Origin of the sequence: Micromonospora sp. CP22 (assembly GCF_009712475.1) — a bacterium.
Lineage (GTDB): Bacteria > Actinomycetota > Actinomycetes > Mycobacteriales > Micromonosporaceae > Micromonospora.
The window spans coordinates 436148-455916 of record NZ_VCJO01000004.1 but is presented as its reverse complement, the minus strand read 5'-3'; the positions used below and the strand labels follow the sequence as shown (position 1 = coordinate 455916).

21 protein-coding genes are annotated in these 19769 nt (G+C 73.2%); 11 read left to right on the top strand and 10 right to left on the bottom strand.

The window, feature by feature from the left end; translation table 11 throughout:
- The first annotated feature begins 177 nt into the window (after positions 1 to 177).
- A complete protein-coding gene (locus tag FF096_RS10580) occupies positions 178 to 1491 on the top strand; it encodes a cupin domain-containing protein (RefSeq protein ID WP_155216753.1) in 1314 nt (437 codons plus the stop codon).
- A 20-nt stretch (positions 1492 to 1511) separates the two neighbouring features.
- Here FF096_RS10580 and FF096_RS10575 read toward each other — a convergent pair whose 3' ends face one another.
- The 5 genes from FF096_RS10575 to FF096_RS10555 all read right to left on the bottom strand — a co-directional run bounded on the left by FF096_RS10575 (position 1512) and on the right by FF096_RS10555 (position 6680).
- Positions 1512 to 2180, bottom strand: coding sequence for a hypothetical protein (locus tag FF096_RS10575; RefSeq protein WP_155216751.1), 669 nt, complete (start codon positions 2178 to 2180; stop codon positions 1512 to 1514).
- Entirely contained in the window at positions 2177 to 4846 is a 2670-nt protein-coding gene (locus FF096_RS10570; protein ID WP_155216749.1) for an FtsK/SpoIIIE domain-containing protein, read from the bottom strand. Before FF096_RS10570 ends, FF096_RS10575 begins: the two co-directional genes overlap by 4 nt.
- On the bottom strand, positions 4839 to 5873 hold the full coding sequence (locus tag FF096_RS10565; protein ID WP_309223044.1) for a hypothetical protein: 1035 nt from the start codon (positions 5871 to 5873) through the stop codon (positions 4839 to 4841). Before FF096_RS10565 ends, FF096_RS10570 begins: the two co-directional genes overlap by 8 nt.
- A gap of 9 nt (positions 5874 to 5882) precedes the next feature.
- A complete protein-coding gene (locus FF096_RS10560; RefSeq protein WP_309223043.1) occupies positions 5883 to 6143 on the bottom strand; it encodes a hypothetical protein in 261 nt (86 codons plus the stop codon).
- A gap of 147 nt (positions 6144 to 6290) precedes the next feature.
- On the bottom strand, positions 6291 to 6680 hold the full coding sequence (locus tag FF096_RS10555) for a hypothetical protein (RefSeq protein ID WP_155216746.1): 390 nt from the start codon (positions 6678 to 6680) through the stop codon (positions 6291 to 6293).
- Between the two features lie 134 nt (positions 6681 to 6814).
- Between FF096_RS10555 and FF096_RS10550 the strand changes: the two genes are divergently transcribed.
- The 3 genes from FF096_RS10550 to FF096_RS10540 are packed head-to-tail and all read left to right on the top strand — an operon-like array spanning position 6815 to position 9896.
- On the top strand, positions 6815 to 9367 hold the full coding sequence (locus FF096_RS10550) for an ATP-dependent Clp protease ATP-binding subunit (RefSeq protein ID WP_155216744.1): 2553 nt from the start codon (positions 6815 to 6817) through the stop codon (positions 9365 to 9367).
- A 14-nt stretch (positions 9368 to 9381) separates the two neighbouring features.
- Positions 9382 to 9546 (top strand): hypothetical protein, encoded by a 165-nt coding sequence (locus tag FF096_RS10545; protein ID WP_155216743.1) that lies wholly within the window; start codon positions 9382 to 9384, stop codon positions 9544 to 9546.
- A complete protein-coding gene (locus FF096_RS10540) occupies positions 9546 to 9896 on the top strand; it encodes a DUF3140 domain-containing protein (protein WP_155216741.1) in 351 nt (116 codons plus the stop codon). The genes FF096_RS10545 and FF096_RS10540 overlap by 1 nt, the downstream gene beginning before the upstream one ends.
- A gap of 63 nt (positions 9897 to 9959) precedes the next feature.
- Here FF096_RS10540 and FF096_RS10535 read toward each other — a convergent pair whose 3' ends face one another.
- The 3 genes from FF096_RS10535 to FF096_RS10525 form a co-directional block, all read right to left on the bottom strand.
- Positions 9960 to 10196 carry a hypothetical protein gene (locus FF096_RS10535; RefSeq protein WP_155216739.1) on the bottom strand — a complete coding sequence of 79 codons (237 nt, stop codon included), beginning with the start codon at positions 10194 to 10196 and terminating at the stop codon, positions 9960 to 9962.
- A 19-nt stretch (positions 10197 to 10215) separates the two neighbouring features.
- Entirely contained in the window at positions 10216 to 11214 is a 999-nt protein-coding gene (locus FF096_RS10530; protein WP_155216737.1) for a LysR family transcriptional regulator, read from the bottom strand.
- A gap of 77 nt (positions 11215 to 11291) precedes the next feature.
- On the bottom strand, positions 11292 to 11915 hold the full coding sequence (locus tag FF096_RS10525) for a hemerythrin domain-containing protein (RefSeq protein WP_309223042.1): 624 nt from the start codon (positions 11913 to 11915) through the stop codon (positions 11292 to 11294).
- Positions 11916 to 12003: 88 nt separating this feature from the next.
- On the opposite strand from FF096_RS10525, the gene FF096_RS10520 reads away from it, so the two are divergent.
- Together FF096_RS10520 and FF096_RS10515 are read left to right on the top strand one after the other, a co-directional pair.
- On the top strand, positions 12004 to 13332 hold the full coding sequence (locus FF096_RS10520; RefSeq protein ID WP_155216735.1) for a M20/M25/M40 family metallo-hydrolase: 1329 nt from the start codon (positions 12004 to 12006) through the stop codon (positions 13330 to 13332).
- Positions 13333 to 13415: 83 nt separating this feature from the next.
- The gene (locus FF096_RS10515; RefSeq protein ID WP_155216733.1) at positions 13416 to 14069 is read left to right on the top strand and encodes a hypothetical protein; all 654 of its coding nucleotides are present in this window, start codon (positions 13416 to 13418) and stop codon (positions 14067 to 14069) included.
- 118 nt (positions 14070 to 14187) lie between these two features.
- Here FF096_RS10515 and FF096_RS10510 read toward each other — a convergent pair whose 3' ends face one another.
- Positions 14188 to 14379 carry a DUF5703 family protein gene (locus FF096_RS10510; protein ID WP_093402794.1) on the bottom strand — a complete coding sequence of 64 codons (192 nt, stop codon included), beginning with the start codon at positions 14377 to 14379 and terminating at the stop codon, positions 14188 to 14190.
- Positions 14380 to 14432: 53 nt separating this feature from the next.
- Positions 14433 to 15404 (bottom strand): aldo/keto reductase, encoded by a 972-nt coding sequence (locus tag FF096_RS10505; protein ID WP_155216731.1) that lies wholly within the window; start codon positions 15402 to 15404, stop codon positions 14433 to 14435.
- A gap of 167 nt (positions 15405 to 15571) precedes the next feature.
- On the opposite strand from FF096_RS10505, the gene FF096_RS10500 reads away from it, so the two are divergent.
- From FF096_RS10500 to FF096_RS10480, 5 genes are all read left to right on the top strand, one after another.
- The gene (locus tag FF096_RS10500; RefSeq protein WP_309223057.1) at positions 15572 to 16624 is read left to right on the top strand and encodes an LLM class F420-dependent oxidoreductase; all 1053 of its coding nucleotides are present in this window, start codon (positions 15572 to 15574) and stop codon (positions 16622 to 16624) included.
- Complete coding sequence (locus FF096_RS10495; RefSeq protein ID WP_309223041.1) at positions 16621 to 17457, top strand: undecaprenyl-diphosphate phosphatase; 837 nt, start codon at positions 16621 to 16623, stop codon at positions 17455 to 17457. Before FF096_RS10500 ends, FF096_RS10495 begins: the two co-directional genes overlap by 4 nt.
- Before the next feature lie 87 nt (positions 17458 to 17544).
- Positions 17545 to 18258 carry an MSMEG_4193 family putative phosphomutase gene (locus FF096_RS10490; RefSeq protein ID WP_309223056.1) on the top strand — a complete coding sequence of 238 codons (714 nt, stop codon included), beginning with the start codon at positions 17545 to 17547 and terminating at the stop codon, positions 18256 to 18258.
- Positions 18259 to 18343: 85 nt separating this feature from the next.
- Positions 18344 to 18922, top strand: coding sequence for a DUF3090 domain-containing protein (locus FF096_RS10485; RefSeq protein ID WP_155216727.1), 579 nt, complete (start codon positions 18344 to 18346; stop codon positions 18920 to 18922).
- Positions 18919 to 19737, top strand: coding sequence for an SCO1664 family protein (locus FF096_RS10480; RefSeq protein WP_309223040.1), 819 nt, complete (start codon positions 18919 to 18921; stop codon positions 19735 to 19737). Before FF096_RS10485 ends, FF096_RS10480 begins: the two co-directional genes overlap by 4 nt.
- Positions 19738 to 19769 lie beyond the last annotated feature (32 nt).

Sequence of the window (19769 nt, the reverse complement as noted above, 5' to 3'; positions counted from 1 at the left end):
CCGGGTCAGCACGACGGCGGCGCTGACGGCAGTGCCGAAGGCCCGGCCGACGGTGGTGCGACCCCGGGTCAGCACGACGGCGGCGCTGACGGCAGTGCCGAAGGCCCGGCCGACGGTGGTGCGACCCCGGGTCAGCACGACGGCGGCGCCGACGGCGCCGCGCGGTAACGGGCCGCCATGACGCGTCTCGACCCGCCGGGCGGCCACGGCCGCCCGGCGGTTCCGTCTCCGTCCGCGAACGTGCCCGTCCGCGACGAGCCCGCCGAGCGGGAATCGGCTGTTGCCGCCCTGGCCCGCTGCGTCAGCGTGGAGGCGGAGAAGTTCGCCGCCGCGCACTGGGGGCGTACTCCGCTGCTCTCCCGCGCGGCCGAGCTGCCCAACCCGGCCGGCTTCACCGACCTGCTCAGCCCCGCCGACGCCGACGAACTGCTCAGCCGGCGTGGCCTGCGTACCCCCTTCCTGCGGGTGGCCAAGGACGGCCAGGTGCTGCCGGCGGGCCGGTACACCGGCGGTGGCGGTGCCGGCGCCGAGATCGACGACCAGGTTCTCGACGAGAAGGTCCTCCAGCTGTACGCCGACGGCGCCACCCTGGTCCTGCAAGGGTTGCACCGCACCTGGCCGGCGCTGATCGACTTCACCCGGGACCTGAGTCTGGCCGTCGGCCAGCCGTTGCAGGTCAACGCCTATCTGACCCCTCCGGACAGCCAGGGCTTCGCCACCCACTACGACACCCACGACGTCTTCGTGCTCCAGGTCGACGGCCGCAAACACTGGCGGATCCACCCGCCGGTGCTGCCCGACCCGCTGGAGCGGCAGCCGTGGGGCGGCCGGGCCGACGAGGTCGCCGCGACCGCGCAGGGCCCGGCCGCGCTCGACGTGGTGCTGGAACCGGGCGACGCGCTCTACCTGCCCCGGGGGTGGCTGCACAGCGCCCAGGCCCAGGAGTCCAGCTCACTGCACCTGACCGTCGGCATCCGGGCGCTGACCCGGTACGCGCTGGTCGAGGAACTGCTTGCGTTGGCCGCCGAGGATCAGCGGCTGCGGGCGACCCTGCCGTTCGGCACTGACGTGGCCGACCCGGACGCCATCGAACCGGAGTTGACCGAGACGGTCGAGGCACTACGGGAGTGGCTGCTGCGAGCCGACCCGGCGGCGGTGGCCGCCCGACTGCGTCGGCGGGCCTGGTCGGCGTCGCGACCGGCACCGATCCGCCCGATGGCCCAGGCCGCCGCGATCACCGCGCTGACCGCCGACAGCGTCGTCACGGCCCGTCCGGGGCTGCGCTGGCAGCTCGTCGCCGAGGGGGCGCGGGTGACGCTACGCCTGTTCGACCGGACCATCAGCCTCCCCGCGCAGTGCGAGCCCGCGGTGCGGGCCCTGCTCGCCGGTCAGGCGATCCGCGTCGGTGACCTCCCCGGCCTCGACAGCGACGCCGACCGCCGTACCCTCACCCGTCGTCTGCTGCGCGAGGCCGCCCTGGTCCCCGCCTGAGCAAACCCTGCCCCTGCCCTTCAGGGCAGGGGCAGGGTCAACAGGAGGAGAGTGGTGGTCAACCCGGCGATCACCACGATGAGGACGGGACGTGGGCTCAGCACGGCGTGCTGGCGATCGGCGATCACACGGGCCGGGATCAGGCCCAGCACCGGCCCGAGCAGCGTCACCACCAGGGCCAACACCGGCAGGCCGACGGCCAGGTCACCGTCGTCGCGTGCGCCGAGGGCGCGCACGAGCGCGCCCAGCGCGTACGCCACCATCGCGCCGAGGACCCCGCACAACGCCAGCAGCGGGTTGACGTTGCCCGGCAGTTCGCCGGGTTGCCGGGTGCGGCGCAGCAGATCGCGTACCCCCTCCAGCAGCACGGCCGGATCACCGGTGGCCTCCGGGGCGGGAGTCGGGGGTGCCCCGGCACGTCGCCCGCCGCCGCCCAGCCGGGAGTTCAACTCCTGCCAGAGCACTGCCGCCTCGGCCTCCACCCGCTCCTGGGCCTGGCGGGCGGCGAGCAGTTCCCGCTCGGCCCGGTTCACCTCGTCGGCGGACTCGGCCACCGCCCGGTCCGCCGCCGCGCACTGCTGCTCGTACCACTGCTGCGCCTCGGCGCGCTGCTCCCGCACCCGGGCCGTCAACTCGGCGAGCCGCCGGAGCTGGGCGTGGTAGGTCTGGCTGGTGGCCGGTTCGTTCATCGGGCCGGTCCGTAGGGGATGATGGTCTGCCCGGTCCGGTGCACCGCCCGGTCGAAGAAGAGCCCCCGCCACGGGCGGGGATACCAGTCCGGTCCCGTGTTGCCCGGGTACAGCGACGGGCCGAGTTCTCCACCGTGGGTGTCCAACGCCACCCAGGCACCGATCTGATCGGTGCGGGCGCCGGTGCCGCCCAGGTCGGCGCGCATCCGGGCCACCCCGCGCCACCAGGCCAGCACGTGGGTGCGCCGCTCCGGCCCGTCGTGCAGGATCCGGCGCAGGTTCTCCAGCCCGGTGGCCCGTCCGGTGCGGGCGGCGAGGGTTCCGGCTGCCGCGTCGACGGCGAACAGCAGCAGGTAGTGGGGTGCTCCGGTGCCGCCGGGCGCACCCAGGGCGTCGGCCGTCTCGGCCATCAACTCGGCCACGGTCTCCTCGTCGTACCAGGCGGCGTCGTCGGCGAGATCCTCGTAGAGGGCCCGGGCCGCCGGGTCGGCGTCCGGGTCCAGGCAGGCGATCGAGAAGCGGGCGCTGCCGGGACGGTGCTGGCGGGCCAGCGAGCGGGCCGCCGCGTCCAGCACCGCGCACGCCTCGTCGACCCGGGTGCCCAGGACGGCCAGGTTGCGGCCCGGGGCCCGGGGCAGGCGCAGCGCCGCGGAACGGGCCTGCACGTCGATGATCTCGCCGAGCAGGGCGACCGGTCCTCGGGGCGTACCGACCTCCGGGGCCCGCAGCGCCCGGAAGTCCGGCGCGTCGGCCAGCCGGGGAATCGCGTCGCCGTCGAAGAGTCGGGCGGGGGACGCCTCGGCCGGACGCATCCGCCACAGCCGGTGCTGAAGCTCGCTCCAGGTTTCCCAGTCTCCGGCCGACGGGATCCGGGCCACCTCGTTGCCCTCGGTCAGGCCCGACTCGGCGTTGACCACCGCGTGGAACTTGGGCAGCGACTGGGCGGCGTCGTTGCGTTCGGCGAGGATGCGCAGCGCCTTCGGCAACGCGATCCGCAAGGTGAACTGGGCGACCAGCGCGGGGCGGCCCCACAGCGCCTCGATGCCGCGTACGTCCTGCGAGGCCAGCACCAGATGGATGCCCTGCGAGCGGCCCCGGCGGGCCAGGTCCTCCAGCAGGTCGGCCGCCTCGCGGGCGACCGCGTCGCGGCCGGCCAGCAACATCTGGAACTCGTCGACCACCGCGACGATGCGTGGCCAGTGCCCGGTCGGATCCACCGCCCGCAGCTCGGCCAGCTTGGTGACCTCGTGTTTCTTGGCCGCGTCCGCCCGTCGACGCAGTTCCTCGGTGAGGAACCGCAGCAGCGCCAGGCCGAACTCCCGGTCGGTGTTGACGTTGATGCCGACCAGCCGCATGTGCGGCAGCCAACTCGGATCCCGCCGCCCCTGCGCGAACCGGGCGAAGGACACCCCCTCCTTGAAGTCCAGCAGGTAGAACTCCAGCTCGGCGGGGGAGTAGCGGGCCGCGAGAGAGCCGATCCACGCGAAGATCAGGTTCGTCTTCCCGGTGCCCGAAGGCCCCCCGATCAACGCGTGTGGTGGATAGTCGCCGAGGGTGAGCAGCACCGGTCGACCGTCCGGACCCTCACCGATCGGCGCGGTCAGCCCGGTCGCCGAGTCCTCCCGCCACATCTGGTCGGGCGGCGGCAGCAGGTCGGTGAACGGGGTGGGCGCCGGCCCGGCGCTGACCACCGAGGCGATGCCCCGGCAGGTCTCGGTGACCAGGGCGGCCGGCGGGGGCGGATCGAGCCGCACCGGCAGGTGGCCGATCCAGGCGTCGTCGGCGGTCACCGTCACCCGGGTCACCGACGGTTCGTCGGGTATCGGCACACCCCGCACGATCACGTGTACGCCGCAGGCGGCCCCGGCCCGCACCACCCGGTCGAGCTGGCCGCGTTCGTGCCGGGACAGCTCCTCGCCGCCGAGCAGCACGGCGACCCGCCACGGCTCCGGGCGACGTCCCGTCGCGGCGGCCAGGTCACGCAACGAGGCGTGCTCGCCGGCCAGCACGGTCTCGTTGATCCGGCGGATCTGCTCCACCAGGTCGTCGAGCAGTCGGCCCAGGCCACCGGGGCCGACGAAGGTGAGCAACCCGGCCGGGCCCAGCGGGGCGAATCCGGCCAGCCCGCCACCGAGCCGGTCCGGGTCGTAGCCGACGAGTCGTACCGTGCCCGGCGCGGCTCGACCCAGGCTGCGCAACAGCAGCGCGGAAACCACCGCCGCGCACCCGTCGGCGTCACCGTCGAGCGCCACATGCCCGGCGTCGAGCAGCGCCACCAGCGCCGGCACCGGATCGGTGCCGGCCAGCCGGACGGTCCCGATCCGCGCCGCGCCGGGCGGTTCGGCGCGCTCGGCCGGGCTGGGACGCCACTCGGGCCAGTCCGCCGAACCCGCGCCGGGTGCCTCCCGGGCCGCCGCCTCGGCCGCCTCCCGGGCCAGCACCGCCAACCGTGCCGCGTGCCGGGAGTCGATCTCGGCGAGGCGACGGTCGCGTTCGGCGCCGACCCGCTCCGGTACGGCGGCGGCGGCCCGACGTATCCGCACCGCCCGTTCGCGGGCGGCGGTCAGTGCCACCTGGGCGGCGGTCGACCGTTCCCGGGACGCGCCGAGTGCCTCGGCGAGCAGTTCCCGGACCCGGGTGACCAGCTGGCTGCGCCGGTCAGCCATTGATCCCGCGCCTCGGCCGGCCGACGGGTCCGTCCCCGGCCGCGGGCCGGGTCGGTGTCCCGGCCCACGGTGTCGCGTGACCGCCTCCGGAACCGGTCGACCCGGTCGGACGCTCAGGCTTCGGCGCGTCGCCGTGCCCGGCCGGTCGGCCACCGGACGCTCCGCCTGCGGCGGCCCGGTCGGCCTCGGTCGGCAGGTCCCGTCCGAGACGGTCGAGCAGGACGCCGGTGAGCACCCCGGCGGTGACCGCCGGGTCGGCGGCGTGCGGCTGTTCGCCCTCGCCACGGCGTGGGGGCGGCATCCGGCAGACCCGGCTGAGCAGGGTGTCCAACACCGGCGGCGGCAGGCCGGGCAGCAGGTCGCGGACCCGGCCGTCCAGTTCGCGGTGCAACCGGGGCAGGTCGTCACCGCGCGGCGGATGACCGAGCAGCTCGCTGGCGAGGTGGCGCAGCAGCGGTGGGGCCACGGCGGCCAATCCGAGGCCGACGTCGGCGTGTGCGCCGCGCAGGTCGCGGTGCAGCCGGTCACGGTCACCGGCCCGGACGCCGCGTACCACCCGGCGCAACAGCTCCTGGGAGTCGGCGATGCGCTCGTCGGGCTGCTCCGCCGGGCCCTCCCGTCCACCGGTCAGCTCGGCCACCCGCACCGACCACCAGCGGCGCAGCCGCACCTCGCCGGGCGGCTCGGGTGCGGCGGCCACCGGCTCGGCCGCTCCGGGCGCGTCGTGGACCGGCTTGCGCTGCGGCTGCCCGGCGGCCGGCGGCGCACCGTCGGGAGCCAGCCCGATCGCGGCCAGGTACGCGGTCAGTTGCTCCTGGGCCAGCCGCAGCGCGTAGCCGGCGGTCTCCGCGTGCTCGGTGGCGGCGGACAGCTCCGGCACCCCCAGCGGGTTGGCCGACTCCTGACGCACCCAGCGCAGCCGTTCACTGGCCAGCGCGAACTTCTCCAGCGCCTGCCCCAACAGCCCCAGCGGCAGTTCCTCGGCGGCGGCGCGGACCTGTGCGCCGACCTCCTCGACGATGGACACGCCCGGCCCCTACAGCGTCGAGACGTACTGCTGGGCCTGCTCGACCGCGACGAGCGTCGCGGCGAGGCATTCCTCCAGCTCCTGGGCGGCCTGGGTCAGCGACGCCTGGGCCGCCTCGACCGTGGTGTGGCCGCTGCCCTCCAGGGCTCCGGCGAGTGTCTGCTGCGCCTCGGCGAGTTTCTCGCCGGCGGCCTGCACGGCGCTCTGGCCGTCACCGATCTGCTGGAGTGCGACATCGATGGCTGCCTTGAGCTCGGCGACGCTCGCCACGCGGAACCTCCTGGGGGCGGGGAGGACTCCATTAGAGCCTATGCCGGTAGGGGACAGTACAACTGCCCTGTCAGTGTTCCTGCCCCGTTGACCGGTTGTCGACACAAGACGCCCCCGGTCCGATTCGTGGGACCGGTGGGCGGATGATCACTCACCGCCACCGCTGGTCAGCCACCGGGGTCCGTACACCTCGGCCCCGTGTGCGGTGACCCGCTCCCGCAGCTCGCGGTCGGCGGTCACCACCACCCGGCGCCGGGGCCCGGCGTGGGCCACCAGATCGACCACGGCGTCGTCGCCGGAACCGGCGGCGGACACCACCCGTACCCCCTCGACGCCCGGCACGTCGCGGGCCGCGCCCTCCACCACCAGCACCACCTCGACCGGTGGTGGCAGGTCCGGCGGCAGACCTCGGTCGCCCACCGGGACGAGCGTGTCCCGCAGCCGGGCGGTGGCCCCGGGCCGGTCGCGCCACCATCCGTTCGGGCGTGATCCGACCACGTTGGCGGCGTCCACGATCAGCAGCGGTGTCGGTTCCATCGGTCAACCCTGCCATCGGTGCGGGTGACCTGCCGGGTCGCCGCGCCGAGCCCGGTGCCGGGTGGTGGCGTTTGTCCGGCCGAGGGCTGGGTAGCCCGTGCCGACCGGCTCGCGCCCGACCGCGGAGGACAGACATGATGGGACCCGGTGACTTCGGCTCCGACCCGTGGGACGAGTTCCTGGCGCGGTACTTCGGTCGGGGCGAGGGTGGGCGACGCCCCGCGCACCGGGTCGACATCACCCGGCTGATGACCGCCGACGCCCGGGAGATGCTGGCCGACGCGGCGCGGCGGGCCGCCCAGAAGCAGAGCAACGACCTGGACACCGACCACCTGCTCTGGGCGGCGTTGCAGCGCGAGCCGCTGCGGGACCTGGTCCGTCGGGCGGGCGCGGACCCGGACACCCTGGTCAACGCCCTGGGTGGCCGGGGCAACGGCGCGCCGCAGGGCGAGGTCCCGCCGAACCTGTCGCTGACCCCGGCGGCCAAGCGGGCGTTGCTCGACGCACACCAGCTGTCCCGGGCGATGGGCGCCAACTACATCGGGCCCGAGCACATCCTGATGGCCCTGCCGTTGAACCCCGAGTCGCCCGCCGGCCGGATGCTCGCCGCCGGCCGGATCCAGCCGGAGTCCCTCCAGGCCGCCAACGCCGAACGCGGTCAGGCCGGTGGCCCCCGCCCCGACCGGGGCACGCCGACGCTCGACCAGTACGGCCAGGACCTCACCGAGCTGGCCCACAACGACCAGATCGACCCGGTGATCGGGCGGGCCGACGAGATCGAGCAGGCGGTGGAGATCCTGTCCCGGCGTACCAAGAACAACCCGGTGCTCATCGGTGAGGCGGGCGTCGGCAAGACCGCGATCGTGGAGGGTCTGGCGGAGCGGATCTGCGACGGGGACGTGCCGCAGACGTTGCTCGGCAAGCGGGTGATCCAGCTGGACCTGGCCGGACTGGTCGCCGGCACCCGTTACCGGGGCGACTTCGAGGAACGGCTGAAGAAGGTGATCGACGAGATCCGGACCCACCGGGAGGAGCTGATCATCTTCCTGGACGAGATCCACACCCTGGTCGGCGCGGGCGGCGCGGGCAGCGAGGGCGGCATGGACGCGTCCAACATGCTCAAACCGGCGTTGGCCCGTGGCGAACTGCGGGTGATCGGCGCGACGACCCTCGACGAGTACCGGCGCACCATCGAGAAGGACGCCGCGTTGGCCCGCCGGTTCCAGCCGGTGTTCGTACCCGAGCCGGCCGTCGAGGACACCGTGGCCATCCTGCGTGGACTGCGGGACCGCTACGAGGCGCACCACCAGGTGCGCTTCACCGACGAGGCGCTGGTGGCCGCCGCGGAGCTGTCCGACCGCTACGTCACCGACCGCTTCCTCCCCGACAAGGCGATCGACCTGATCGACCAGGCGGGCGCCCGGGTCCGGCTGCGTACCCGCACCCCCGACGCCGACGTGCGGGACCTGGAACAACAGCTTGAGGAGGTACGCCGGGACAAGGAGCAGGCGGTCGCCGACGAACAGTACGAACGCGCCTCCGCGCTGCGTGACCGGGTCACCGAGCTGGAACAGCAGGTGCAGCGGGCCCGGGGCGACGACGGCAGCGGCAGCCAGGTGCCGCAGGTCGGGCCGGAGGAGATCGCCGAGGTGGTGTCCCGGGCCACCGGCATCCCGGCCAGCCAGCTCACCGAGGAGGAACGGGACCGGCTGCTGCGGCTGGAGGGTCAGCTGCACGAGAAGGTCGTCGGGCAGGACGACGCGGTCACCGCGGTCGCCGAGGCGGTCCGTCGCTCCCGGACCGGCCTGGCCGACCCGAACCGCCCGATGGGCAGCTTCCTGTTCCTCGGCCCCACCGGCGTCGGCAAGACCGAACTGGCCCGCGCGTTGGCCGAGGCGCTGTTCGGCGAGGCCGACCGGATGGTCCGGGTGGACATGAGCGAGTTCCAGGAACGACACACGGTCAGTCGGCTGGTCGGCGCTCCGCCCGGCTACGTCGGCTACGAGGAGGCCGGTCAGCTCACCGAGGCGGTCCGTCGCCGCCCGTACGCGGTGGTGCTGCTCGACGAGATCGAGAAGGCCCACACGGACGTGTTCAACATCCTGTTGCAGGTGCTCGACGACGGCCGGCTGACCGACAGCCAGGGCAGGACGGTCAACTTCAAGAACACCGTGCTGATCATGACGAGCAACATCGGCTCCGAGCTGATCACCGGCTCGCAGCGGGCGGTCGGCTTCGGCGCCGGCGAACCGGGCGGCGCGCAGGAGAGCGACGAACTGCGGGAACGGCTGATGCGGCGGTTGCAGGAGAACTTCCGGCCCGAGTTCCTCAACCGCATCGACGAGGTGATCATCTTCCGTCGGCTGGAGGCCGAACAGCTGCGCCAGATCACCGAGTTGCTGCTGGAGGAGACCCGTCGTCGGCTGCACGCGCAGGACATCGAGGTGGACTTCACCACCGCCAGCATCGACTGGCTCGCCGAGCACGGCTACCAGCCGGAGTTCGGTGCCCGACCGCTGCGCCGGGTGATCCAGCGGGAGGTCGACAACCAGCTGTCCCGGATGCTGCTGGAGCAGCAGGTCTCACCCGGTCAGCGGGTCACCGTCGACGCCCGGGACGGCCGACTGGCCTTCGACGTGTCGGCCGACCGGGGCCACGCCAGGGCGACGACCTCGCATCCCCGCTGACCGAAGGGGTACCGATGACCGAACCGGACGAGGCCCGCGAGCAGGAACGGACCGAGGCGATCCTGGCGCCACCGACGGCCAACCCTGCCCGGGTGCAGGTGCCGCCGGAGGGGCTGGGCGGGCAGACCGACGAGGGGCGCCCGGAGGAGTCCGGGCCGCCGCTGGCAGAGGAGGGCTGATGGTACGCGAGCAGCGACTCGACCCAGAGGTGGAGGTGCTCTGGGAGGACTTCCACGCCGAGGTCAACGTGCCGTCCGAGCAGCTGCGACAGTGGCTGCTGACCCGGGGCTCCGGTGAGCAGGCGTTCGGCCCCGACCCGGATCTGAACCTGCCGGAGCCGGGTCGACAGATCCTCGCCGTGCTGCGCAAACGCAAGGTCGACCTGACCCCGGAGGACATCGACGTCATGCGTGACGCCGTCGAGCGGATCCGGTCGCTGACCGCCGCCAAGCCCGATCGGGGCAACGCCGACGACGAGTGGCGGCACAGCCTGCTCGACCTGGGTCACGACGTGCTCGTCGAACGCTGACCCGCCACGGTCGTCCCCGGCGCCGCCGCCTCGCGCCGGGGACGACCGCCTGTGCGCTCGGCGCTACTCGGCTTCGAGACTGGCGATGGCCAACCCGGCGGCGTCGGCGGCGGCCTGCCGGTCGGCACGGGTCTGCTCCTCGCGGGTGAGCAGACTGGCGTACTCGGCCAGGTCGGCGGGACCGGGCACCTCGGGCAACCGGCGCAGGAACGCCTCGGACTCCCGGACGGCGGCGGTGTGCGCGGCGGCGGCCTGACGAAGCAGTTCCCGCTCGTCGGCGGTGGGGTAGAGGTCGGTCATACCGGCCGCTTACCCGGGCTCAGGCGCTTCGCACCCAGGGAGCCGCCACCACGGGCGCCGGACGGCGTACCCCGAACGCCGGGTTGCGCAGCAGCCACGCCAGGTACGCCGGATGCGGCGCGAGCGCGTCGGTGTACGCGACCAGGGCGGTCTCCAGCACCAGGTCGGCCGTCCGGGCGGCGGCCGACTCGGGATGCCAGCCCAGCATCAGTCGCCAGCGCAGCGGCGTGCCGGCCAGCCGGCGGGTCACCAGGCCGGAGACCGGTCGGAAGGTGGCCTGGCACAGCGCCACCGCCTCACCGGCGTCCACCAGGTCGATGCAGCTGCGCACGTCGGCCTCGTACACCTTGCGCGGGGTGAACCCGGACCGCGCGCAGGCCGCGGCGAAGCAGTCGCCGAAGCAACCGTCCCCCGGTGCCGCCACCCACTGCTCGTGCCGCAGGTCGGCCAGGTCCACCTCGTCGCGCCCGGACAACGGGTGGGTCTCCGGCAGCAGCACCATCACCGGGTCGACGGCGACCTCCCGCCAGCTCAGCCCGTAGTCCGCCGACGGTGTCGAGTCACCGCACACCCCGGTCAGCGCGTAGTCCAGCCGCCCACCGGCGACCAACTGGGCCAGCTCGTCGACCGACCAGGAGGCGTGCGTGCTGATCTGTGCCTGCGGTTGCTCGGCGGCCAACCGGTGCACCAGCCGACCCAGGATCGGGCTGTTCACGCCGCCGAACCGGTACCGCCGGGGCGCGTCGCCCGCCCCGGCCAGCCGGGCCGCCTCGTCCTGTAGACCCTTCATCGCCGGCAGCAGCACCCGGGCCCGCGCGAGCACCAACTCGCCGAGAGCGGTCGGCCGCGCGCCACGTCGGTCCCGCTCGAACAGCGGCCCGCCGAGGGTGCGTTCGATCCGCTGGAGCTGGGCGGTCAGCGCCGGCTGGGCCAGGCCGAGCGTCGAGGCCGCCTTGGTCACGCTCCCCGTCTCCGCGATGGCGCAGACCACTCTCAAGTGGCGCAACTCCAGATTCATAGCGTGAAGGTAGGGCCACGGAGCAGCCTGCGGTAGTGCCCGGACGTATCAACGACCATGAACGTGGCGTGGGTAACTCATCGAGGTGGTGGCTCGGTCAGCTCGTCCAACCGCGTGTGTCGACCGGAGAGTACGTCCCGAACCTTGTCGATCAACCCGACCGCCGGCTCGACGATCCGGTTCCACGGCGCGTGGTGCGGGATCGCCGGGTGCGGGCGGGTCGGTGCCGCCTCCTCGGCGATCTCCAGCCGGTTGCCGAGCCGGACCAGCTCCTCCTCGGTGGCGGACGCGCAGAGCCGCTGCACCAGCGGGTCGACCGCACGGGCGTGCGCCTCGATCCGGGCGGCGACGTCGGGCAGCCCGTCGTCGGTCAGCCCCCGCAGGGCCCGCAGCAACTCGACGTCACCGGCCACCACCTCGTCGACCAGAGGTTTCGCGCCCTCGACGGCGTGCCGGACGGCGGGCAGCAGGTACTGCTCCTCCCCGGACAGGTGCCGCGACAGGGCGGCGACCAGCACATCGCGACCGTACCTCGGGTCCGGTCCGGGCTCGGTCAGCCGTCGGGCCAACTCCAGCAGCTGCCGGTGCTCCTCGGCGACGAGGTCCGCGATGCTGCGCCCGGCGGGCTGGTACTCGTCCCCGGGGGTGGGCGGCAGCGGCGGCAGGTGGACGGACATGGTCGCCTCCTGGGCGTACGGCACAGCGGCAGGGTGACGTTGACGGGGTCGGGCAGGCGCGGCAGTACCCGTGGCCACCCGAACCGAAACGTCGGGCTGATATGAAAGCACGATGACGAGCGACGCCCACGCCGCACTCCCCGCACCGACCGACGAGGTCGTCGAGCTGTGCCGGGACCTGCTGCGCATCGACACCACGAACACCGGCGACAACGCCACCAGCGCCGGCGAGCGCGGCGCGGCCGAGTACGTCGCGGAGAAGCTCACCGACGTCGGCATCACCCCGGTCGTCCACGAGTCCGCGCCCGGCCGGGCCAACGTGGTGGCCCGGATACCCGGCACCGACCCCAACCGGGGCGCGTTGCTGGTGCACGGGCACCTGGACGTCGTGCCGGCCGACGCCGACGAGTGGTCGGTGCACCCGTTCTCCGGTGAGCTGCGCGACGGCTACCTATGGGGGCGCGGCGCCATCGACATGAAGGACTTCGACGCCATGGTCCTCGCGGTGGTGCGCGACTGGCAGCGCACCGGGGTACGCCCGCCACGGGACATCGTGCTCGCGTTCACCGCGGACGAGGAGGCGGGCAGCGAGTACGGCGCGCACTTCCTGACCACCCGACACCCGGACCTCTTCGACGGCTGCACCGAGGCCATCGGCGAGGTCGGCGGGTTCTCGTACACGGTGGACGCGGACCGGCGGCTCTACCTCATCGAGACCGCCCAGAAGGGCATCGACTGGCTGCGGCTGCACGCCCGGGGCCGTCCGGGGCACGGCTCGATGATGCACGACGACAACGCCGTCACCGCGCTGGCCGAGGCGGTGGCCCGGATCGGCCGGCACCGCTTCCCGGTGGTGGTCACCGACACCGTACGAGCCTTCCTGGAGGAGGTCTCCGAGGTGCTCGGCATCGAGCTGGACCCGGACGACCCGGAGGCGGCCATCGCCAAGCTCGGCCCGATCGCCAACATCATCGGCGCCACCATCCGCAACACCGCCAATCCGACCCGGCTCGCCGCCGGCTACAAGGACAACGTCATCCCCGGCCGGGCCAGCGCCACCATCGACTGCCGCAGCCTGCCCGGCCAGTCGCAGCTGCTGGAGCAGCAGCTGCGTGAGCTGATCGGCCCGGACATCGCCATCGAGTACATCCAGCGGCAACCGGCGCTGGAGACCACCTTCGACGGTGAACTGGTCGCGGCGATGTCCGCCGCACTACGGGCCGAGGACCCGGGAGCCCGTCCGGTGCCCTACATGCTCTCCGGTGGCACCGACGCGAAGGCGTTCTCGCAGCTGGGCATCCGCTGCTTCGGGTTCGCCCCACTGCGGCTGCCGGCCGACCTGAACTTCTCGGCGCTGTTCCACGGCATCGACGAGCGCGTCCCGGTGGACGGACTACAGTTCGGCGTGCGGGTTCTCGACCGGTTCCTGCGTACCTGTTGACCGGCGTCCGGTCGGACGCCGGATCTACTGTTTCGCGTCCGTGGACGCGACATCCTGGATTCTTCGTGAAGGGGACGCCTCACATGACCGACCAGCACGCTGAGCTGGACGCCGCCCTCGAGCGCGTGATCGAAGCGGCCCGTCACCATCTCGCCGCCGTCCGGGCCGCGCAGGGCCGGATCGACGACGACGACGTCTGGCAGGCGTACGTCGCGCTGAACAACGCGTCGTTCGCCTACGACGAGCAACTCATGGACGCCTTCGGCGAGGTCACCCCGTGGGACGTCGACTCCATCGACCCGGACGAGGCCGACCAGCGGTTCGGCGGTGGCGAGGGGCCCGAGCCGACCGACCCGCACCCGCAGGTGATCTCCGTACGGCAGCGTCGTGACTACCGGGTGCCAAGCGTCTCCGCGCTGATCCGGGTCGCCGAGGCGGCCCGCCGGGAGGGCGTACCCGGCGACGAGGAGGTGCCGCCGGTGGAGGGTGTCGGCGAGGCGGTGCTGGAACTGCTGCAGAGCGGCGACGGGTCACTCGGCGCGCTCGACGTGCCGGAACTGGAGCCGCTCGACGGTGTGGTGATGGTCAGCGAGGTCGGCACCCCGGTCGACCTGGAGTCCTTCGCCGACGACGACCCGGTGGGTCCGTTCCAGCCGGGCCCCGACGACCGGCTGGTCGGTCGCCTCGACGAGCACCCGTTCCTGGAACTCGACGACGAGCACGACCACGTGCACTGACCGGGTGACGGTACGCCGACCGGGGCCGGCTCGACCGCTCCCGGTCGGCGCCCGGCCGTGGTTCCGGTCCGACCGGCCCGGCGGCTGAGTCCCGGCACGACCGGCGCGGCGGCGGGGCTCAGTACGACAGGCCCGGCTGCGGCTGGTTGACCCGTCGACGGCGCAGCATCACCTGCCGCGTGCCGTCCCGGAACAGCCGCACCCGGGCCAGTTCCCAACCGGAGTACTCGGCCTGGATCGCCAGCTGCGCCGCGGCGGTCAACCGGTCGACGTTCGGCGGCAACCGCAGCGGCGCGTATTCGTAGTCCATGGGCCTATGCTGCCCAGCGGCGAGCCCCGGCGCCACCCTTCGCCGGGTGACGCTCAACCATCGCGTTCCGGATAGCCGACCTCCAGCGCGGAGACGTCGTCCAGCGCCGTGGTGATCTCGTCGGGCAGGGTCATCCGTTCCACCTGGAGCGCCCCGAGCAGCTGCCCCGAGGTGCGCGCGCCGAGAATCGGCGCGGTCACCCCCGGCCGGTCCCGGATCCAGGCCAGCGCCACCTCCAGCGGGGAGACACCGAGGCCGCCCGCCGCCGTGGCCACCGCCTCCACGATGCTGGAGCAGCGCGGCTCCAGGTAGGTGGCGACGAACCGCTCGAAATGCGGCGATACCGCCCGGGAGTCCGCCGGGCGGCCGTGGCGGTACTTGCCGGTGAGCACCCCCCGACCCAACGGCGACCAGGGCAACACACCCAGCCCGAGCGCCTCGCAGGCGGGCAGCACCTCCCGCTCCACCCCCCGCTCCAGCAACGAGTACTCCACCTGCGCGGCCACCACCGGCGCCCGGCCCGGCCAGGCCGCCTGCCAGGCCGCCGCCCGAGCGGTCTGCCAGCCGGAGAAGTTCGACACCCCGACGTACCGCACCCGACCACTGGCCACCGCGTGGTCCAGTGCCGCGAGAGTCTCCTCCAGCGGGGTCTGCGGGTCGTAGCCGTGCACCTGGAACAGGTCGACGTAATCGGTGCCCAGGCGCCGCAGTGAGGCGTCCAGGGTGCGCAACAGGTGCCCCCGGGAGCCGTCCCGGCGGCGGCCGCCACCCGGCCGGAGCCCGGCCTTCGTCGCGATCAACAGCTCCTCGCGGGGCACCAGGGTGCCCAGCAGTGAGCCGATCACCGACTCGGCGTCGCCGTCGCCGTACACGTCGGCGGTGTCGATCAGGTTGCCACCGGCGTCCAGGTAACTCTTCAGTTGCGCGGCCGCGTCGTCGGCGTCGGTGTCCCGGCCCCACGTCATGGTGCCGAGCGCGAGCCGGGAAACCGCCAGCCCGCTTCGGCCGAGCGGTCGCTGCTGCATGGGTGAACCTTATTTCGAACAGGGCCGGACCGATATCCTCGCTCCCGTCAAGTCTGCCCGCCGGTTCGTGTTCATGCTCGTCCGGGTCGGAGACTCGGGTGAGCCGGTGATCGTCCCTGCCACCGACATTGCGTAACCTGATGCGACTGCGGATGGGGGAGGACTTCGTGCGACTCGGGCTTAACCTCGGATACCAGACAGCCTGGAGCACCCCGGCGAATCACCTGGCCATGGCCCAGGAGGCCGACCGGCTCGGCTACTCGGTGGTGTGGGCGGCGGAGGCGTACGGCTCGGACTCGCCGAGCATGCTCTCCTGGATGGCCGGGCAGACCGAGCGGATCGACATCGGCAGCGCGGTGATGCAGATCCCGGCTCGGACGCCCGCGATGACCGCGATGACCGCGGCGACCATCGACTCGCTCTCCGGCGGCCGGTTCCGGCTCGGCCTGGGCGTCTCCGGCCCGCAGGTCTCCGAGGGCTGGCACGGTGTGCGGTTCGGCAAGCCGCTGGCCCGCACCCGGGAGTACGTGGACATCGTGAAGCTGGCGGTGGCCCGCAAGGAGGTCGCCTACGACGGCGAGTTCTACCAGCTCCCGCTGCCCGACGGTCCCGGTAAGGCGCTGCGGCTGGGCTTCCACCCGCCGCGCGAGCACATCCCGATCTACCTCGCGGCGGTCGGTCCGAAGAACCTGGAACTGGCCGGTGAGATCGCCGACGGCTGGCTGGCCGTCTTCTACGCCCCCGAGTTCGCCGAGGAGCAGCTCGCCGCGGTCCGCGCCGGCCGGGCCAAGGTCGGCAAGGAGCTGGCCGGCTTCGACGTGGTGCCGTCGGTGCCGGTCGTGGTCGGCGACGACCTGGACTCCTGCGCCGAGCTGGTCCGCTGGTACGCGGCGCTGTACGTCGGTGGCATGGGCAGCCGTAAGCAGAACTTCTACAACCAGTTGGCCACCCGGATGGGCTACGGCGACGCGGCCCGCGAGGTGCAGGAGCTCTACCTGGCCAAGCGGCAGCGCGACGCGGCGGCAGCCGTGCCGATGGAGTTCATCGACCGGACGTCGCTGCTCGGCCCGAAGGAGCGCATCGCCGACCGGCTGCGCGAGTACGCCGAGGCCGGGGTCACCACCCTGTCGGTGAACCTCTTCGCCGCCGACCGTGACACCGGCGTGCAGACCCTGCGGACCGTCGCCGAGGCGCTGGACCTCTCGGGAGTCGGGGAGTGACCTGGATCGAAGCCATCGTCCTGGGCATCGTCCAGGGCCTGACCGAGTTCCTCCCGGTCAGCTCGTCGGGGCACCTGCGGATCACCTCGGCGATCTTCTTCGAGCGGGACGCCGGCGCGTCCTTCACCGCGGTCACCCAGCTGGGCACCGAGGCTGCGGTCCTGCTGTACTTCGCCAAGGACATCTGGCGGATCGGCCGCACCTGGGTGGTGGGCATCTGGGACAAGTCCGTCCGTTCCAGCCTGGACTACCGCATGGGCTGGTACGTGATCGTCGGTTCGATCCCGATCGGCGCGCTCGGTTTCCTGTTCAAGGACCAGATCCGGGAGACCGCCCGCAACCTGTGGGTGGTGGCCACCACCCTGATCGTGTTCGCCTTCGTGCTGGCGTTCGCCGAGTACTGGGGTCGGCAGACCCGGACCCTGCGGGACTTCCGGATGCGCGACGGTGTGGTGATGGGTTTCGCCCAGTCGCTGGCGCTCATCCCCGGCGTGTCCCGCTCCGGGGCCACCCTCAGCTTCGGCCTGTTCCTGAACCTCACCCGGGAGACGGCGGCCCGCTACTCGTTCCTGCTGGCCATTCCGGCGGTGGTGATGTCCGGGGTGTTCAGCCTGGGCGACGTCTTCGAACCGGCGGCACCCGGCACGTCGGTGCCGACGGTCGCGCAGATGGTCGTGGCCACGCTCATCGCGTTCGGGGTCGGCTACGCGGCCATCGCCTGGCTGCTGCGCTACGTCGCGCACCACACCCTGTACGTCTTCGTGCTGTACCGGGTCGCGGTCGGCACCCTCGTACTGGCCCTGCTGCTGACCGGCACCATCAGCGCCACCTGAGCGTACGGGTGCGGCCGGTACCGCCGGGAGTTGGGCGCGGCGGGCCTCGCCGCGACACCGCCGACGGTGGTGAACCACCGCACTAGGGTGGTGCGGGTGGCGACACTTCTGCTCCTACGGCACGGCCGGACCACCGCGAACGCCGACGGTGGTCTGGCCGGTCGGCAGCCCGTCGAACTGGACGAGACCGGCCGCACCCAGGCCACCGCGGTCGGTGAGCGGTTGCGCACGGTGCCGCTGGCGGCCGTGGTGACCAGCCCGCTGATCCGCTGCCGGCAGACCCTGGAGCTGGCCCTGCCCCAGGTCACGCCGGTGGTGGACGACGGTCTGATCGAGTGCGGGTACGGCAGCTGGGAGGGGCAGCCGCTGAAGAAGCTGGCCAAGGAGCCGCTCTGGCCGGTGGTGCAGCAGCACCCCAGCGCGGCGGTCTTCCCCGACGGGGAGGCGATGGCGCAGATGGCGGCCCGCGCGGTCGCGGCGGTACGCGCCTGGGACGCCCGGCTGACCGCCGAGCACGGCCCCGAGGCGGTCTGGCTGGCGTGCAGCCACGGTGACGTGATCAAGGCCATCGTCGCCGACGCCCTCGGCGTACACCTGGATCTCTTCCAGCGGATCGTGGTGGACCCGGCGTCGGTGACCGCGATCCGCTACACCCCCCTGCGTCCCTTCCTGATCCGGCTCAACGACGTCGGCGGTGACCTGGCCGGCCTGGTGCCGCCGCCCGGTAAACGGCGACGGCGAGCCGGCCGGTCGACGGACTCGGACGCCGCGGTAGGTGGCGGCGCGGGAGCGTCCCGGTGAGCCGCCGGACGCCCGCGCCGTCGGGCGTCGCGATTCGGGTCGGTGGGGTACTCGCTGTGTGGGGCCGCCGGATAGGGTCGAGGGTATGACCCACCAGGTGCACGCCTTCGAACCGCCGGAGCGGTTCGTCGCCGGGACCGTCGGGCCGCCGGGGGAGCGCACGTTCTTCCTCCAGGCGCGCGGCGGTGGCCGGCTGGTCAGCGTCGCGCTGGAGAAGGTCCAGGTCTCCCTGCTCGCCGAGAAGCTGGAGGAACTGCTCACCGAGGCCCAGCGTCGGTTCGGTGTGGAGCTGCCGGACGCCACCGTCCCGGTCGGTGACAACGACCCGTTGGAGACCCCGGTCGACGAGGAGTTCCGGGTCGGCACCCTGGGCCTGGCCTTCGACGCGGACACCGCGACCGTGGTGATCGAGGCGATCGCCGTCGGCGAGGCGGAGACCGAGATCGAGCTCGGCGAGGCGGAAGAGGACGACGAGCCCGACGACGTCGAGCCCGACGAGGATCTCGACCGGCTCCGGGTCCGGCTGACCCCCGAGGCGACCCGCGCGTTCATCGAGCGGGCCCGGCGCGTGGTCAACGCGGGTCGTCCGCCCTGCCCGCTGTGCGGCCAGCCCCTCGACCCCGCCGGCCACCTCTGCCCCCGGAACAACGGCTACCACCGGTGACCTCGTCCGGTGTGGCTCCCCGACGCGACGGGGGTGCCGCGCTGCGCCTGCTGCGCGACGGTGAGTTGACCGTCGAAGGGCGGCTCGTCGACGCGTCGAACACCACCCTGCGTGGGGTGTTGACGCTGGACGGGATGTCGGCGCGGTGCGTGTACAAGCCGGTGCGCGGGGAGCGACCGCTGTGGGACTTCCCGGACGGCACGCTGGCCGGTCGGGAGGTGGCCGCCTACCTGGTCTCCGAGGCCACCGGGTGGGAGCTGGTGCCGCCGACGGTGCTGCGGGACGGGCCGTTCGGTCCCGGCTCCTGCCAGCTCTGGATCGACCAGCCGCCCGACGCCGAGCCGCTGGTCGGGTTCGTGCCGGCCGACGCGCTGCCGCCCCGCTGGTTCCCGATCGCGGCGGCCCGCGACGACGACGGCACCGCGTACGCCCTCGGCCACGCCGACGACCCACGGCTGGCCCGGCTCGCGGTGCTCGACGCGGTGATCAACAACGCGGACCGCAAGGGCGGCCATGTCCTGTGTGGCCCCGACGACCGGATCTACGGGGTCGACCACGGGGTGAGCTTCCACGTCGAGGAGAAGCTGCGGACGGTGCTCTGGGGTTGGGCCGGCCGACCGCTGCCGGACGACGCGGTAGACATGCTCGGCCGCCTGTCCGGTCAGCTCGCCGGCGGCCTCGGTGACGAGCTGACCGAGCACCTCACCCTCGGTGAGATCGCCGAGCTGGCCGCCCGGGTCGACCGACTGTGCGCCAGCTGTCGCTTCCCGCAGCCGTCACCGGACTGGCCGGCGGTGCCCTGGCCGCCGATCTGACGCTGTCGCGTTGATCACTTGCGGGGCCGGGT